13 protein-coding genes are annotated in these 13,849 nt (G+C 70.3%); 2 read left to right on the plus strand and 11 right to left on the minus strand.

Annotation, left to right across the window (positions count from 1 at the left end; all coding sequences use genetic code 11):
- Positions 1-46 precede the first annotated feature (46 nt).
- The 3 genes from ACFT7S_RS31240 to ACFT7S_RS31250 all read right to left on the minus strand — a co-directional run bounded on the left by ACFT7S_RS31240 (position 47) and on the right by ACFT7S_RS31250 (position 1,704).
- Positions 47-460, minus strand: coding sequence for a DNA-binding protein (locus ACFT7S_RS31240; protein ID WP_382737513.1), 414 nt, complete (start codon positions 458-460; stop codon positions 47-49).
- Positions 457-720 (minus strand): CopG family transcriptional regulator, encoded by a 264-nt coding sequence (locus tag ACFT7S_RS31245; RefSeq protein WP_382737514.1) that lies wholly within the window; start codon positions 718-720, stop codon positions 457-459. Before ACFT7S_RS31245 ends, ACFT7S_RS31240 begins: the two co-directional genes overlap by 4 nt.
- Before the next feature lie 171 nt (positions 721-891).
- Positions 892-1,704 (minus strand): trans-aconitate 2-methyltransferase, encoded by an 813-nt coding sequence (locus ACFT7S_RS31250; protein ID WP_382737515.1) that lies wholly within the window; start codon positions 1,702-1,704, stop codon positions 892-894.
- A 73-nt stretch (positions 1,705-1,777) separates the two neighbouring features.
- Between ACFT7S_RS31250 and ACFT7S_RS31255 the strand changes: the two genes are divergently transcribed.
- Positions 1,778-2,275 carry a MarR family winged helix-turn-helix transcriptional regulator gene (locus tag ACFT7S_RS31255; RefSeq protein WP_382737516.1) on the plus strand — a complete coding sequence of 166 codons (498 nt, stop codon included), beginning with the start codon at positions 1,778-1,780 and terminating at the stop codon, positions 2,273-2,275.
- Here the strand turns inward: ACFT7S_RS31255 and ACFT7S_RS31260 are convergent.
- Positions 2,234-3,043: a LuxR C-terminal-related transcriptional regulator gene (locus ACFT7S_RS31260; RefSeq protein ID WP_382737517.1), complete on the minus strand. Its 810-nt coding sequence runs from the start codon at positions 3,041-3,043 to the stop codon at positions 2,234-2,236. The genes ACFT7S_RS31255 and ACFT7S_RS31260 overlap by 42 nt on opposite strands.
- Positions 3,044-3,284: 241 nt before the next feature.
- On the opposite strand from ACFT7S_RS31260, the gene ACFT7S_RS31265 reads away from it, so the two are divergent.
- Positions 3,285-3,731, plus strand: a complete 447-nt coding sequence (locus tag ACFT7S_RS31265) for a GNAT family N-acetyltransferase (RefSeq protein WP_382737518.1) — start codon at positions 3,285-3,287, stop codon at positions 3,729-3,731.
- On the opposite strand, the gene galK is transcribed toward ACFT7S_RS31265, so the two are convergent.
- From galK to ACFT7S_RS31300, 7 genes are all read right to left on the minus strand, one after another.
- On the minus strand, positions 3,724-4,893 hold the full coding sequence (gene galK, locus ACFT7S_RS31270; RefSeq protein WP_382737519.1) for a galactokinase: 1,170 nt from the start codon (positions 4,891-4,893) through the stop codon (positions 3,724-3,726). The genes ACFT7S_RS31265 and galK overlap by 8 nt on opposite strands.
- Positions 4,890-5,867: a UDP-glucose 4-epimerase GalE gene (gene galE, locus ACFT7S_RS31275; RefSeq protein WP_382737520.1), complete on the minus strand. Its 978-nt coding sequence runs from the start codon at positions 5,865-5,867 to the stop codon at positions 4,890-4,892. Before galE ends, galK begins: the two co-directional genes overlap by 4 nt.
- Positions 5,864-6,907 (minus strand): galactose-1-phosphate uridylyltransferase, encoded by a 1,044-nt coding sequence (galT, locus tag ACFT7S_RS31280; RefSeq protein WP_382737521.1) that lies wholly within the window; start codon positions 6,905-6,907, stop codon positions 5,864-5,866. Before galT ends, galE begins: the two co-directional genes overlap by 4 nt.
- Before the next feature lie 270 nt (positions 6,908-7,177).
- Entirely contained in the window at positions 7,178-7,873 is a 696-nt protein-coding gene (locus tag ACFT7S_RS31285; protein ID WP_382737522.1) for a LuxR C-terminal-related transcriptional regulator, read from the minus strand.
- Between the two features lie 237 nt (positions 7,874-8,110).
- Positions 8,111-9,940 (minus strand): PQQ-binding-like beta-propeller repeat protein, encoded by a 1,830-nt coding sequence (locus tag ACFT7S_RS31290; protein ID WP_382737523.1) that lies wholly within the window; start codon positions 9,938-9,940, stop codon positions 8,111-8,113.
- 55 nt (positions 9,941-9,995) lie between these two features.
- Complete coding sequence (locus tag ACFT7S_RS31295; RefSeq protein ID WP_382737524.1) at positions 9,996-11,873, minus strand: PQQ-binding-like beta-propeller repeat protein; 1,878 nt, start codon at positions 11,871-11,873, stop codon at positions 9,996-9,998.
- Between the two features lie 243 nt (positions 11,874-12,116).
- On the minus strand, positions 12,117-13,811 hold the full coding sequence (locus tag ACFT7S_RS31300; RefSeq protein ID WP_382737525.1) for a PQQ-binding-like beta-propeller repeat protein: 1,695 nt from the start codon (positions 13,809-13,811) through the stop codon (positions 12,117-12,119).
- Between the last annotated feature and the right edge of the window lie 38 nt (positions 13,812-13,849).

Here is a 13,849-nt window from a genome sequence, read left to right on the forward strand (position 1 = left end):
CCCCTGGAATCCGGGGGTGCGCGGCCCGTTGCTCCCGAAAACGGGATCAGACCTTGATGACTGTGACGCGTCCACCACACAGCACGGTGAGGTCCTCAGGGTCCGAGCTGAGTACGGTGACGGGACTGGGGGCGGCCAGCGCCGCGGCACTGAGCATGGCGTCGATGGCGTACTTGTGTCCGTGCAGACCGGCGTCGGCGAGGAGCCCTGCGGCGTGGCGGGCCAGAGGTTCGGTGACCGGTTCCACGACGATGCGGGACAGGGTCCACTCCAGGGCCGGGCGGTTGATCCGGGGATGGACCACTTCCACGAGCGTGGCCGCGGACGTGATGACGCGCATGTCGTCGGCGCGGGCGAGGGCCAGCCAGCCGGTGACCGTGCGGTCGCGCAGAACGGCCTTGGCCAGCCCCTCGCTGTCCAGGACCAGGGTGCCGCCGGGCGTGGCGGGGGCACGGGTCACGCGGCGTCCGCCTCGCTCCGCGCCTGCTGCTGACGGGCCTGGTGGAGCTGGTCCCGCAGCGCCTGGATCTCCTCGTCGGCGATGGGCCCGTGCTCTGCCTCGGCGACCTGGATGAGCTCGTTGAGGTTGTCTCGTTCGATCTGGCGGGCGACAGCGGCGGCGACATAGGCCGACAGGCCGGAGGGGCCACTTCGAGTGCGGGCGGCCTCGGCGATGTCGCGAGGCATGGTGATCGAGTACTTGCCGGTAGGCTCGCTCATGCTACCTATCCTACCTCTGATCCTCCCTGACCGCCCGGGAATCCATACCTGCATCGGCGAAGGCCAGAGCAGGTAAGCATTCCTGCAGCAGCAAGAGCGGGCAGTACGTGCACAGCGCGTCCTCCGAGCCTTCGGGGGCGGCGAGTTGGACGTGGTCGAGTGCGGCGATCATCACGCCCCCTTGCGCGCCACCGCGAAGATGCGGCGGAACGGGAACACCGTGCCGTGCGGGCCCGTCGGGTAGGCGGTGCGCAGGAGGTCGCGGTATTCGGTGAGGAAGGCGTCGCGGGCTTCCGGGTCGTCGGCGAGAGCCGTGAGGGCCGGGCGCAGTGCGGTGCCCTTGACCCAGTCGAGGACCGGGTCCTCGCCCTGGAGGGTCTGGAGGTAGGTGGTTTCCCAGACGTCCGCCTCGCAGCCGAGGGAGCGCAGGCGGGTCAGGTAGTCGGCGGGGCCGAGAACCGCTGCGGTGCGGTCGCCTGCGCCGTGCAGGCGGGAGCGCCAGCGGGGGGAGTCGCGGAGTGCGGCCAGCAGGGTGTGGCTGGGGGCGGTGAAGTTGCCGGGGACCTGGAAGGCGAACGTGCCGCCGGGGGCGAGTGCGTCCAGCCAGACGGGGAAGCGGTCGGCGTGGCCGGGGACCCACTGGAGCAGGGCGTTGGAGACGATCAGGTCGTACGGCTCCGACGGCTCCCAGGTCGCGGCGTCGGCCGTGGCGAAGTCCAGGCCCGGCCGGGCGTGGGCGGCGGCGCGGGACAGCATCTCCGGGGAGTTGTCGTAACCGGTGATACGGGCCTGCGGCCAGCGGTCGGCGAGCACGGTGGTGACGTTGCCCGCCCCGCAGCCGAGGTCGGCGATACGGGGCGCGGGGAGGCCCGGGAGCTCGCCGATGCGGGCCAGGAGGTCGCGGAAGGGGCGGGTGCGGTGGTCCGCGTGGCGCAGATACTGCTGCGGATCCCAGAGGGGTGCGGTCATGGGAGCCAGGATCATCCCAAAGTATCTTGATGTCAAGAGACTCGAATTCAAGAGACTCTATGTCGACAGACCCTCTACACTGATCCACATGGAGGACGAGGTCGACCGACTGGTCGCTGCATGGCGCCGAGAGCGCCCCGACCTCGACGTGGAACCACTCGAGGTGCTGAGCCGCGTCTCCCGCCTGGCCCGCCACCTCGACCGGGCCCGCAGGATCGCCTTCGCCGAGCACAACCTGGAGCCGTGGGAGTTCGACGTACTGACGTCGCTGCGGCGCGCGGGCGCCCCGTATCAGCTCTCCCCCGGTCAGCTCCTGACCCAGACGCTGGTCACCTCGGGCACGATGACCAACCGCATCGACCGGCTGACCAAGAAGAATCTCGTCGAGCGCCTCCCCGACCCGAGCGACCGGCGCGGCGTACTCGTGCGGCTGACCGCCGAGGGCCAGGACAAGGCCGACCAGTCACTGGCCGGCCTCCTCGATCAGGAACGCGCCATCCTGGGACAGCTCTCCCGCCAGCAGCGCGGCGAACTGGCCGGACTGCTACGCGAGTTGACCGCCCCGTTCGACAACGTGCCCGGCTAGGACAGGCCCTAGGGCCTGTCCGGACAGCGGGCCGACCGACAGATCGGCCGGTCCGACACCCGCCCGCCGCGCCAGCGCCACCGCGGCCAGCGTGGAGTGCACGCCCAGCTTCCCCAGCACGTTCTGCATATGCGTACGCACCGTGTGCGGGGACAGGAAGAGCCGCTCCGCGACCGCCTTGCGGCCCAGCCCCGCCACCATGCACCGCAGCACCTCGCACTCGCGCGGGGTCAGCGACTCGATGAGCCGCTCGCCCTCCGTACGGTGCTTGCGCGCCGCCGTCAGCTCCCGCAGGACACCGGTCAGCAGCGCGGGCGGCAGATGGGTCTCGTCGCGCAGGACACCCCGGATGACCGCGAGCAGCCGTTGCAGCGAGCAGTCCTTGGCCACCCAGCCGGACGCACCGGCCTGGAGCGCCGCCGCCGCGCGGCGCGGATCGTCCCGCTCGGCGAGCACCACCGTACGGACGGACGGCTGGCCGGTACGGACTCCGGCGACCAGCGAGATGCCGTCGACCAGGCCGTTCTCCCCGTTGTTCGGTACGGGGACGGCGCGGGCACCGCCCGTTGCCAGAATGCCCAGTTCGGCATCGATCAGCAGGACGTCGTACGAACGGCCCTCGGCGGCCGCGCGCTCCAGACAGCGCAGCGCGGCCGGGCCACTGCCCGCCGCCGACACGTCGACGTCCGGTTCGGCCGCGAGGGCCGCCGCGAGCGACTCGGCGAAGATGCGATGGTCGTCGACCACCAGAACCCGGATACGAGCCACAGACACCCCCATCGTGGGGACCGACAGCTACGGGTACGACGTCCGGAACGTTCCGGCGGTCCCCGGTACACGGCCGCCGCCGTACGCCGACTGCCACCCGTCCCGGGCGTCGTACCCGACTGTCTCGCTCCCCTGAATCGGCACCGGCCCCCACCGGTGCTGAGCATCAGCGTACGGGCGGGGGCCGGGAGCGGAAGCGAATTCGCAGAACTGGTCGCCCAGGGTGTTTAGGGTGTGCTTCATGTTCCGTCTTGAGACAGAAGTAGACAAAGAACGTCGCATTCTGCTGAGCGGTCGACTGCGTGATGACAACAGAGCCGCGTCACCCGAGCTCCGCGCACTGCTCTCCACCCCGGCCGAACACGAAGTGCCCCTGGAGGTCTGGGCGTTGGACGAGGAGGGAGGCATCATCGGTGGTCTGTGCGGGCGAACCTGGGCGTACTGGCTCCACGTCCATCTGATCTGGGTGGAGGCGAGCCACCGCGGACTCGGCCTCGGTTCACGACTGCTGACCGAAGCCGAACGGGTGGCCCGCACCGAGCGGTTCTGCACCGACTCCCGGCTGGAGACCTGGGACTTCCAGGCCCCCGCCTTCTACAAGAAACAGGGGTACGAGGTGGTCGGGCAGATCGACAACTACCCGCCGGGCGTCACCGAGTTCATCCTGGTGAAACGAATCGTCAGCTGAGCCTGCGCGCTCCGTCGGACGGCACGGCGGGGAAGACCCCCGGCGCGGCGTAACCGGCCGAAGTGAACGCCTCCCGCACCGACTTGGTGATTGCCTCGGCGTCCGCCTCCTCCACCAGCACGATCACCGAGCCGCCGAAACCGCCGCCGGTCATCCGCGCACCGAGCGCCCCGGCCGCGTTCGCCGTGGCGACCACCAGGTCCAGCTCCGGGCAGGAGACCCGCAGATCGTCGCGGAGCGAGACATGGCCCTCGTTGAGGACCGGGCCCGCCGCACGCACCCCGCCCGCGTCGAGCAGTGCGATGACCTGCTCGACCCGGTGGTTGTCGCCGACCACATGGCGTACGTAGCGCACGACGGACTCGTCGGCGCCGGCCGCGGCCAGGGCGTCGAGCGCGGCGCCGAGACCGTCGTACGGGAGCTCGCGCAGCGTCCGAATGCCGAGCAGCCGGGCGCCCTCCTCGCAGCCGGCGCGCCGCTCCGCGTACGCCCCGTCGCCCAGGGCGTGCTTGACCCGGGTGTCGACGACCAGGAGCTGCAGGCCATGGGCGGCCAGATCGAAGGGCACCTGGCGCTGGGTGAGGTCGCGGGTGTCGAGGTACAGGGCGTGGCCGTCGGTGCAGCACGCCGAGGCCATCTGGTCCATGACGCCGCAGGGGACGCCGACGAACGCGTTCTCGGCGCGCTGGCCGAGCACCGCCAGCTCGGCGGGGCTCAGGCCCAGCTCGAACAGGTCGTTCAGGGCGAGCGCGGTGACCACTTCGAGGGCGGCGGACGAGGAGAGCCCGGCGCCGGTCGGGACCGTGGAGGTGACCTGGATGTCCGCGCCGGTGACCGGGTGACCGGCCTCGCGCAGGGCCCAGACCACGCCGGCCGGGTAGGCCGCCCAGCCGTGGCCCTCGTGCGGGGCCAGCTCGTCGACGCGGAGCTGGACGACGCCGCCGGGCACGTCGGTGGAGTGCAGCCGCAGCTCGCCGTCGGTGCGGCGGGCGACCGCCGCGAGCGCGGTGTGCGGGAGGGCGAGCGGCATCACGAAGCCGTCGTTGAAGTCGGTGTACTCACCGATCAGGTTCACCCGTCCGGGTGCGGCCCACACCCCTTCGGGAGCGCTCCCGTACAGCTCGGTGAAGGTGGCCTCGATGTCTGCGGGTCCGGATGTCATGAGGCGGATTCCTCCCTGCGGGCGAAGGCCCAGGCGTCGGCGACGATGCCGGCCAGATCTGCGCGGGACGGCTGCCAGCCGAGGCGCTCCCTGGCGGTGGCGGCGGAGGCGACGAGGACGGCCGGGTCGCCGGCGCGGCGGGGGGCCGCGGTCTCGGGGACGGGGTGGCCGGTGACCTGCCGGACGGTTTCGATGACCTCGCGTACGGAGAAGCCGTTGCCGTTGCCCAGGTTGCAGATCAGGTGCTCGCCGGGGGCGGCGGCCTCCAGTGCGAGGAGGTGGGCCTCGGCGAGGTCGGCGACGTGGATGTAGTCGCGGACGCAGGTGCCGTCGGGGGTCGGGTAGTCGTCCCCGTACACGGAGATCGTTTCGCGCTGTCCGAGGGCGACCTGGAGGACGAGCGGGATGAGGTGCGACTCGGGGTGGTGCCGCTCGCCCGAACTGCCGTACGCGCCCGCCACGTTGAAGTAGCGCAGCGAGACGGCGGCCAGGCCGTGTGCGGCGGCCTCGCCGGTGATCATGTGGTCGACAGCGAGCTTGCTCGCGCCGTACGGGTTGGTCGGCGCGGTCGGGAACGCCTCGGTGATGGGGCTGGAGGCGGGCTCGCCGTAGGTCGCCGCGGTGGAGGAGAAGACCAGGGTCCGCACTCCGGCGTCGCGCATCGCGGCGAGCAGGGCGGTGGTCCCGCCGACGTTGTTCACCCAGTACTTCTCCGGGTCGACGACGGACTCGCCGACCTGGGAGTACGCGGCGAAGTGCAGCACGCCGTCGTAGGAGGGGTCCAGCCACTTGGCGGCGTCCTGGATGCGGCCCTCGATGAACTTGGCCCCCTCCGGGACGCCCTCCCGGAATCCGGTCGAGAGGTCGTCCAGCACGGTCACCGCGTGACCGGCCTCCAGCAGATGCGCGGCGACCACACTGCCGACGTATCCCGCCCCGCCGGTCACCAGGTACTTCTTCCGGGAGTTGCTCACTCGCTCGCTACCTCTCGCAGTCTCTGGGCCGCGGCCTCCGGCGGCACGTCATTGATGAATGCGCTCATACCGGATTCGGAGCCCGCGAGGAACTTCAGCTTGCCCGAGGTCCGCCGAATGGTGAAAAGCTCCAGATGGAGCGCGAAGTCCTCGCGGCCGGCCACCCTGAACGGTGCCTGGTGCCAGGCCGAGATGTACGGGGTCGGCGGCTCGCCGGGGCCGAAGATCCGGTCGAATCGCCTCAAGAGTTCCAGATAGATCTGTGGGAACTCTGTGCGGGCCGCTTCGTCGAGGTCCCGCAGGTCGGCGACGCGGCGGCGCGGGTACAGGTGCACCTCGTACGGCCAGTGCGCCGCGTACGGCACGAAGGCCACCCAGTGTTCGCCGGACAGCACCACGCGGGCACCGTCGGCGAGCTCACGGGCCACCACGTCGTCGAAGAGGTTGCGGCCGGTCTCCTCGCGGTGCTTGTGCGCCGAGCGCAGCATCAGCTCGGTGCGCGGGGTGACGAAGGGGTAGCCGTAGATCTGCCCGTGCGGGTGGCCGAGGGTGACGCCGATCTCGGCGCCCCGGTTCTCGAAGCAGAACACCTGGGTGACCTGGTCGAGCTCGGCGAGCTCGGCGGTGCGGTCGGTCCACGCCTCCAGCACCAGGGCCGCCTGCTCCTCTGTGAGGTCGGCGAACGAGGCGTCGTGGTCGGAGGTGAAGCAGACGACCTCGCAGCGGCCCGCGTCCCCGGCGAGGGACGGGAAGCGGTTCTCGAAGACGGCCACGTCGTAGTGGCTGTCGGGGATCTCGCTCAGCCGGTCGCCCTGGGAGGGACAGAGCGGGCACTCGTTCGCCGGCGGGTGGTACGTGCGCCCCTGACGGTGCGAGGCGATGGCGACGCTGTCGCCGAGCAGCGGATCGCGGCGGACCTCGGACGAGGTCGAAACGGCGTCGAGCGGTCGGCGGTCGATGGCATCGCGGACGGTGTCGTCCGCGGAGTCGTAATAGATCAGCTCACGGCCGTCGGCGAGGCTCGTAACCGTCTTCTTCACCAGGTTCCTCCAAACATAACCGCACACAATGAATCACAACCCAACAGACACGTCAACGGGCCTGCGGAAATGGGCACACGTGTGCCGTGCGTGGCCATGCGTGGGTGGTGTGCGGCGCGTGCCTGAGCGAAGACGGCTCGATGCGTCGCAGTCGTCAGTGGGTCACAGTCGTGAGTACGTGGCGGTCGCCAGTGCGCGCGGCTGTCCGCGAACCAGTGCGCGGCTCACCGCGAAACGGCGCCATGCCGGCGCCCGGGCTGTTCTTCGTGATCAGGCGAGGAGGTCCGGCGCCTGCCTCGTATCCAGGACCGCCCGGTCCAGCAGCCCGGTACGGGCGGCGAGCGCCGCCGCCTCCAGGCGGGAACCGACACCCAGCTTCATCAGTACCCGCTGCACATGCGTACGCGCGGTGCTCGACGCGATCCCCATGCCGGCCGCGATCAGCCGGGTGTCCTCGCCCTCCGCGACCCGCACCAGCACCTCGACCTCGCGCGGGGTGAGCATCCGCAGCAGCCGCTGTCCCTCGTCGTCGGGCTGCACCGCCGGGTTGAGCAGTTCCGTGAACGCCGCCCTGAGCAGTTGCGGCGCGACCGCCGCCTCACCGGCCCTGGCCTTGATGATCGCCCGCTCGACGCCCTCTATCCGCTCGTCGTGACGCACGTACCCGGCGGCCCCCGCCGCGAACGCCGCCGCGATCCCGCGCGGGCTCGACACGGGGCCGAGCACTACGACCGCCACTTGGGGACGCTCCCGCCCGATCCGGGCGATCGGGTCGAACGTCCCCGGTTCCGCGGGCGTCGCGGTACCGAACAAACAGACCTCGGGCGCCCTGCTGACGACGAGTTCGGCCGCACCGGACGTCGGCGCGGCCGCGGCAAGCACCCGGTGTCCGCGCAGTTTCAGCGCCGAGGCAAGTGCCTCGGCGAGCAGTCTGTGATCGTCGACCACCATGAGCCGCACGCTCATCGAGCAACCCCCATGTACCCCTGTATGCCCCTGCGAGCCCGGCCCCCCGGCCGTGACCCGGCAAGCTACACGCTTGTTCGACCTTGCGCGCCCCTTACCCCTCAGAAGCGTCCGGGAATGCCGAATTCTGCTTGGTTGAAGGGCATTTGACGGTCAGAAAACGACCGGCCCTGCCGGTCGGTTGATCGACCGGCAGGGCCGTGTGCGTGCATCCGCTGGGTCAGCGCGTCAGTTGGGTCAGCTGGTGCGGAAGGAAACGACGAGGTACTCCTTGTCGTCCAGTGAGCTCTCGCGCGGCTCACTGATCATCGTCTCGGACAGGAACAGCTGTCCCTTCGAGTAGATGACCTCGGCGTAGTCCCCGGAGAAGCTGCTCTCCGCGTCGCGCACCGCCTCGTCGCTCGGATTCTCCATCAGCAGCGTCTCCTTGAAGGTGCCACCGTCGATGGAGACGATCTGGCCGCCCTTGTCGTACGGGGGCGCCTTGTACGCGATGACGTTGGTGCCGTCCATGCGCAGCGGCGTCAGCGTGTAACGGTCGCCCGCGTCCGCCTTGCCGCCGACGAGCTTGCCCGTTGTCAGGTCGAAGGCGACGATCTCGTTGGTGTCGCCGTACTCGCCACCGCCCTCGTGCTCCTCGGTCGGCACGTACAGCCTGTTGTTGCCGACGGCGAGGTGCTGGCAGGTCTCGACCTCGGTGGAACCGCAGCGGGCCGCGTACTTGTCCGCGTCGGCCGAGATCCGGACGAGCAGCTTGCCGGTGGCCGCGTCGATCGAGAAGAAGTCCGAGATGCCGCTGCCGTCACCGGCGGTGTCACCGACGTCGGCGGCGACGACGAGCGGCTTGGTGGAGACGACGCTCGCGTATTCGATACCGGGCGGCATCTTGTACGAGGAGATCGGGGCGCCCGTGGTCGGGTTCAGTGCCTGGACGGTCAGCTGCGGGCTGTCGTACGAACCGCACTTGCGGACCGTGGCCAGGGCCTCGCCTCCGCCGTAACCCATGTCGTAGCAGCCGTCCGCGTCGGCCGTCGGCTTCCACAGCTCGGCGCCGGTGGTGAGGTTGAACGCGGCGCCGCCGCTGGTACCGCCCGCGGCGACCGTGCTGCCGCTGACCGTGACCTCGTCGTACCTGACGGGCTCGTCGCCGCCGGTGGCCGCGGTGACCGACTTGCTCCAGAGCAGCTTGCCGGTGGCCAGGTCGAGCGCGCCGACCTGGTTGCAGGGCTGGTACTTCTCCGCCTTGGTCGGCTTGCCCGCCTCGAAGACGATGGCCGTCTTGAAGTCCTTGCTCATGTGCTTGGACGCGGAACAGACCTGGCCGGGCAGCGGGATCGACCAGAGCTTGGTGCCCTTGGCGGGGTCGTAGCCGACGATCTCGTACACACCGGTCTTCACGTACACCTTGTCGGTGAGCCAGGAGCCCGCGACCGTCGTGGTGTCGGTGACCTTGGGCTGGGGCAGCTGGAAGCCGACCGTCGACTTGTTGTTCGCCGGTGCCTTTTCGTCGCCGCCGCCGAGGCCGCCGTCCTCGCCGCCCTTGTTCTCGCCGCCGGTGGGGCCGGCCGTCGACACGTCGATGTCCTTGCCGGTCCCCTCGTCACCGCTGGTGGCCGAGTAGACGACTCCGGCGCCGATGATCAGCACCACGGCGGCCGCCGCCGCGACGATGATCTGCATCTGGGTGGAGAACTTCTTGACGTTCCCGGCCGGCTGTCCCGGGTACTGCGGCTGCATGGGCGCGGTCGGGTAGCCGTATCCCTGCTGCGGGGGCATGCCCGGCTGTCCGGGCGGCGGGGTCTGCGGGAAGCCGTAACCGGGCTGTGCCGGGGGCGCTCCCGGGGGCGGGGTCTGCGGCGGGGTCTGCGGGTAGCCGTAACCCGGGTTCTGCGGCGGCATCCCGGGCGGGGGCGCCTGCGGGGTGCCGTAGCCGCCCGGAGCGGGGGCCGGCGGGGTCGGCGGTGCGGGCGGCGGCTGCTTGCTGAAGCCGCCGGACGGCGGCGGGTTCTGCGGGGCACCGAATCCGCCCTGGGGCGGCTCGTTGGACGGCTGGGGCGGCTGGGTCATGGAGTGCTTACCTCTGAAGGAAGGGGAGTGTGGGGTCGAGTGCCGTCGTGAACCGTCACTTGCCGAAGACCATCATGGTCTTCTGCTCCTTCTCCTCCTTGTCGCTGCCGGCGCTGACGCGCCCGCTCAGGATGAACGAACGGCCGCCCGCGTAGGCGATCTTCGACGAGTAGAAGGTGCTCTCGATGCCCGTCGTCGACTCGGGGTGCTGGAGCACCACGGTGGGGGCGCCGCCGGTCGGAGCGAGCGTGGCGATGGCCCCGCCCTTGTCGTACGAGGCCTCCAGGTAGAGCAGCACGTTGCCGCCCTCCATCCGCAGCGGCGTCATGACGCGCTCGGCGGGGGCCGCGGCCTTCCACTTGGGCTTGCCGGTGTTCAGGTTGAAGGCGACGACCTTGTTCGTACGGCTGCCGCCGCTGGAGTCGTCCTCCGTCGCCATGTAGAAGGTGTTGGCGTCGGCGGCGACGCCGGTGCACCCTTCGAGCTCCTCGCCGAAGATCGCGAAGCCGCCGCCGCAGTTGGGCGAGAACTTGTCCTCTTCGTCACCGACCAGCTGGGAACGGAGCGTGCCGTTCTCCTTGATGGCGAGGATGGACCACTTCTCCTGCTTCCCGTCCTTCTCCTGGGTCAGCGAGACGACCAGCGGGCTCACCGAGTAGACCTTGTTGATCTCCCAGCCCCGCGCGGGCTTGTACGTCCACTTGGGCTTGCCGGTGACGGGGTCGATCTCCTGGATCTGGTGCTGCGGGTTCTCGATGTCATCGGTGCGGCAGCTGGCCGCGGCGATCAGCTTGGGGCCGCCCGCGAAGGCGAACGGCTGGCAGTTGCCCTCCGGCTTGCCGAACAGCTCCTTGCCGTCGCTGACGCGGTAGCCGTTGGAGTTGCTGGTGCGTCCGACGGTGACGGTGTCCCCGCTGATCGCCAGTCCGATGTCGGACATCAGGTCCCAGGTGCTGCTCTTCTCGACCGTCTTCTTCCAGCCGGCCTTGCCGGTGTTGAGGTCGATCATCTGGAGCAGCGCGCAGTCGGCGCTGTCCTTGGTGCTGTCCTTCACGCCGATGACGAGCTTGCCGTCGGCGGTGGGCTGCGTGGGCGCGGCGCACAGATCGGCGGGCAGCGGCAGGGTCCACTTCCGCTTGCCGTCGGCGGCGGAATAGCCGGAGACCGTGCGGTACATGCCCTTGACGACGGTGTCGCCGACGATCCAGGGGCCGTACACGTCCGCGCCGTTGCGGGGCAGGTCGACGTCGTTCGTCTGGAGCCAGAGGACCTTCGCCTCGCCCGGCTTGCGACCGGCGTTCAGGTCGTCGTCGACCTCGCGGCCGTCGCCGTTGCCGTCGCCCTCGTCGACCGTGGGGGACGCGCTCGGCCCGGCGTCGGTGCTCTTCTTGGCGATGGGCTTCTTGCCGTCGTCACTGCCGCCGCTCGTCGCGAACACCACGCCACCGATGACGAGCAGCGCGGTGACCGCCGCACCGATGATCATCGCGGGCTTGCCCTTGAACGGGTTACCTCCGCCGGGTCCCGCGGACCCGCCGGGTCCCATCGGGCCGCCGGGGACGGGCGCACCGGGGTACTGCTGCTGCGGATAGCCGTAACCGGGCTGCGTCTGCTGACCGTACGGCCCCGGCTGCTGGCCATAGGGGCCGGGCTGCTGGCCGTACGGCCCCGGCTGCTGCCCGTACGGGCCGGGCTGCTGGGCGTACGGTCCCGTGGCCTGGCCCGGGGCCTGGCCAGGCGCCTGCGGATAGCCGTAACCGGGCTGGCCCGGCGGCGGTTGCGGGGCGGCGGCCGGCATCTGCGGCGGCTGCGCGGGCGGCGGGGTCTGCGGGGGCTGCCCGTGGGGCGGCGGCGGCTGAGGAGTTCCCTGCGGCGGCTCCTGCGGAGCCCCGAAGCCTCCCTGCGGCGGTTGCTGGCTGGGCGGCTGGGTCATCAGCACGTCCCCCTTCGTGCGGCGCGGCCCGGTGCCCGTTTCGGTCTCCCCCGCGTTTCCGCTGGGCTGATACCCCTCGGAAAGGAGCGAAACGGGCATGGCTTCCGCGGTGTTGCGACAGTCGAGCGGGGCTTATTTTTACCACTCGCACCACATCGAACACGGGGTCGGTCCACCCCCTGTTCCCAAGGGAGAACCGCCCCGTGATTCCCTCGTTACGCCTCAGCCGGAGCTGAAAGCCTGTCAGTCGCCGTAGCTGATCATCGTCCTCAGCGCGATCTCCTCCTCATCGGTGGGCCCGGTGACATAGGCGTGCATGAGGAGGGAGCGCCCGTTCGCGTAGACGACCCGGGGACTGAAGAAGCCCCGTTCCACGGCAGCCCCCGAGGAGGGGTGCCGCAGAACGGGCTGCAAAGCGCCACCCGTCGGCGCGAGCGCCATGATCCCGCCACCCTGGTTCTTGGTCTTTCCCTCCCCCGGGGACAGGTAGTTCAGCACCTTGCCGCCCTCCACCCGCAGCGGCATGAGGGTCTGTCCGGCGGGCGCCGCGACCTTCCAGGAGGACTTGCCGGTGTCCAGGTCGAAGGCCACGACCGCGTTGGTCATCCCGGAGCCGACGAACTCCGGCTTCGTCGCCAGGTAGACGGTGTCGGCATCGGCCGCGACACCCAGGCAGTTGTCGACGTTTTTGCCCCGGGTGAGGAGGTCGCTGCCGCACCGCGTCGCGTAGTCGTCGGTGCCGCCGATCAGTTGGGAGCGGAAGGTGCCGTCGGCGTTGAGTACGACGATGGCCCACCCGTCGACCTTCTTCAGGGAGACGATCGGCGGGGTGACCGAGTAGAACTGGTCCACCGTCCAGCCCTTCTTGACCTTGTACGTCCACGCGACCTTGCCGGTGACCGGGTCGATCCGCTGCACCAGCTGCTCGAGGTGGTCGTCCGCCTCCGTCTGACAGCTGGCGGCGGCGAGCGGGAGCGGTCCGCTGACGAAGCCGAACGGCTGGCAGTTGGTGGGCAGTTTGTCCCACAGCTGCTTGCCGTCACTGATCCGGAAGGCATTCGTCCGGCTGGTGCGTCCTGCGGTCACGGTGTCGCCGTTGATCGCCATCGAGACGTCGGACAGTTCGTCCCAGGCGCCCGAGCGCACATAGGACCTGTGCCAGCCCGCCTTCCCCGTGGTGAGGTCGATCATCTGGAGTTGGTCGCAGAACGCGTCGCTCGCGGTGCTGTCCTCGATACCGATCACGAGCTTGCCATCGGCGGACGCCTGGGTGGGGGCCGCGCAGACCTCGCCCGTGAGGCGCAGGCTCCACTTCTGCTTGCCGTCGGTGACCGAATAGCCGGACACCGTGCGGTACATGGCCTTCACGACGGTGTCGCCGACGATCCACGGGCCGTGGGCGTCGAAGCCGTTACGGGGCAGGTCGACGCCGTTCCGCTGAATCCACAGGACCTTCGCCTCGCCCGGCTTGCGACCGGCGTTGAGCTTCTCGGCGCTCTCGGGATCGGCAGCCTTGTCCTTGCCCGTGCCCTTGCCCTTGCCCTTGCTGTCGTCCCCGGTGGGCGACGTGGACGGCTGCCCGGACTCGGAACTCTTCCCGGCGGTGGGCTTCTTCCCTCCGTCGCTGTCGCCGCCGCTCGTGGCGAACCAGACACCGCCACCCGCGAGAAGGGCGACGGCGAGCACCGTGGCGACGACGAGCGCGGGCCTCCCCTTGAAGCGCCCACCACGACCTGGCCCGTTGGGCGGCCGAGGCGGGAGTGGGGGCTGCGACTGGGGCTGGGGCTGGGGCTGCGGATAGCCGTAACCGGGCTGCCCGTACCCCGGTTGCACCTGCTGCCCGTACGGCTCAGGTGATCCCCCGAACCCTCCGGGCTCCGGCTCATAAGGGGCCCCGAAGACCCCCTGCGGCGGCTGCTGGCCGGGCGGCTGACTCATCCGTGCGTTCCCCCTGGGTGCGTTCCGGGCAAGGATTC

Origin of the sequence: Streptomyces sp. NPDC057136, assembly GCF_042670885.1 — a bacterium.
In the GTDB taxonomy this organism is placed as follows: domain Bacteria; phylum Actinomycetota; class Actinomycetes; order Streptomycetales; family Streptomycetaceae; genus Streptomyces.

What these genes read in the sequence shown, in the direction of transcription:
- ACFT7S_RS31285 (WP_382737522.1), bottom strand. Translation starts at nt 7,873, where the DNA reads ATGAGCGTGCGGCTCATGGTGGTCGACGATCACAGACTGCTCGCCGAG.
- ACFT7S_RS31265 (WP_382737518.1), top strand. Translation starts at nt 3,285, where the DNA reads ATGTTCCGTCTTGAGACAGAAGTAGACAAAGAACGTCGCATTCTGCTG.
- ACFT7S_RS31300 (WP_382737525.1), bottom strand. Translation starts at nt 13,811, where the DNA reads ATGAGTCAGCCGCCCGGCCAGCAGCCGCCGCAGGGGGTCTTCGGGGCC.
- ACFT7S_RS31250 (WP_382737515.1), bottom strand. Translation starts at nt 1,704, where the DNA reads ATGATCCTGGCTCCCATGACCGCACCCCTCTGGGATCCGCAGCAGTAT.
- ACFT7S_RS31295 (WP_382737524.1), bottom strand. Translation starts at nt 11,873, where the DNA reads ATGACCCAGCCGCCCAGCCAGCAACCGCCGCAGGGAGGCTTCGGGGCT.
- ACFT7S_RS31245 (WP_382737514.1), bottom strand. Translation starts at nt 720, where the DNA reads ATGAGCGAGCCTACCGGCAAGTACTCGATCACCATGCCTCGCGACATC.
- galK (WP_382737519.1), bottom strand. Translation starts at nt 4,893, where the DNA reads ATGACATCCGGACCCGCAGACATCGAGGCCACCTTCACCGAGCTGTAC.
- ACFT7S_RS31255 (WP_382737516.1), top strand. Translation starts at nt 1,778, where the DNA reads ATGGAGGACGAGGTCGACCGACTGGTCGCTGCATGGCGCCGAGAGCGC.
- ACFT7S_RS31290 (WP_382737523.1), bottom strand. Translation starts at nt 9,940, where the DNA reads ATGACCCAGCCGCCCCAGCCGTCCAACGAGCCGCCCCAGGGCGGATTC.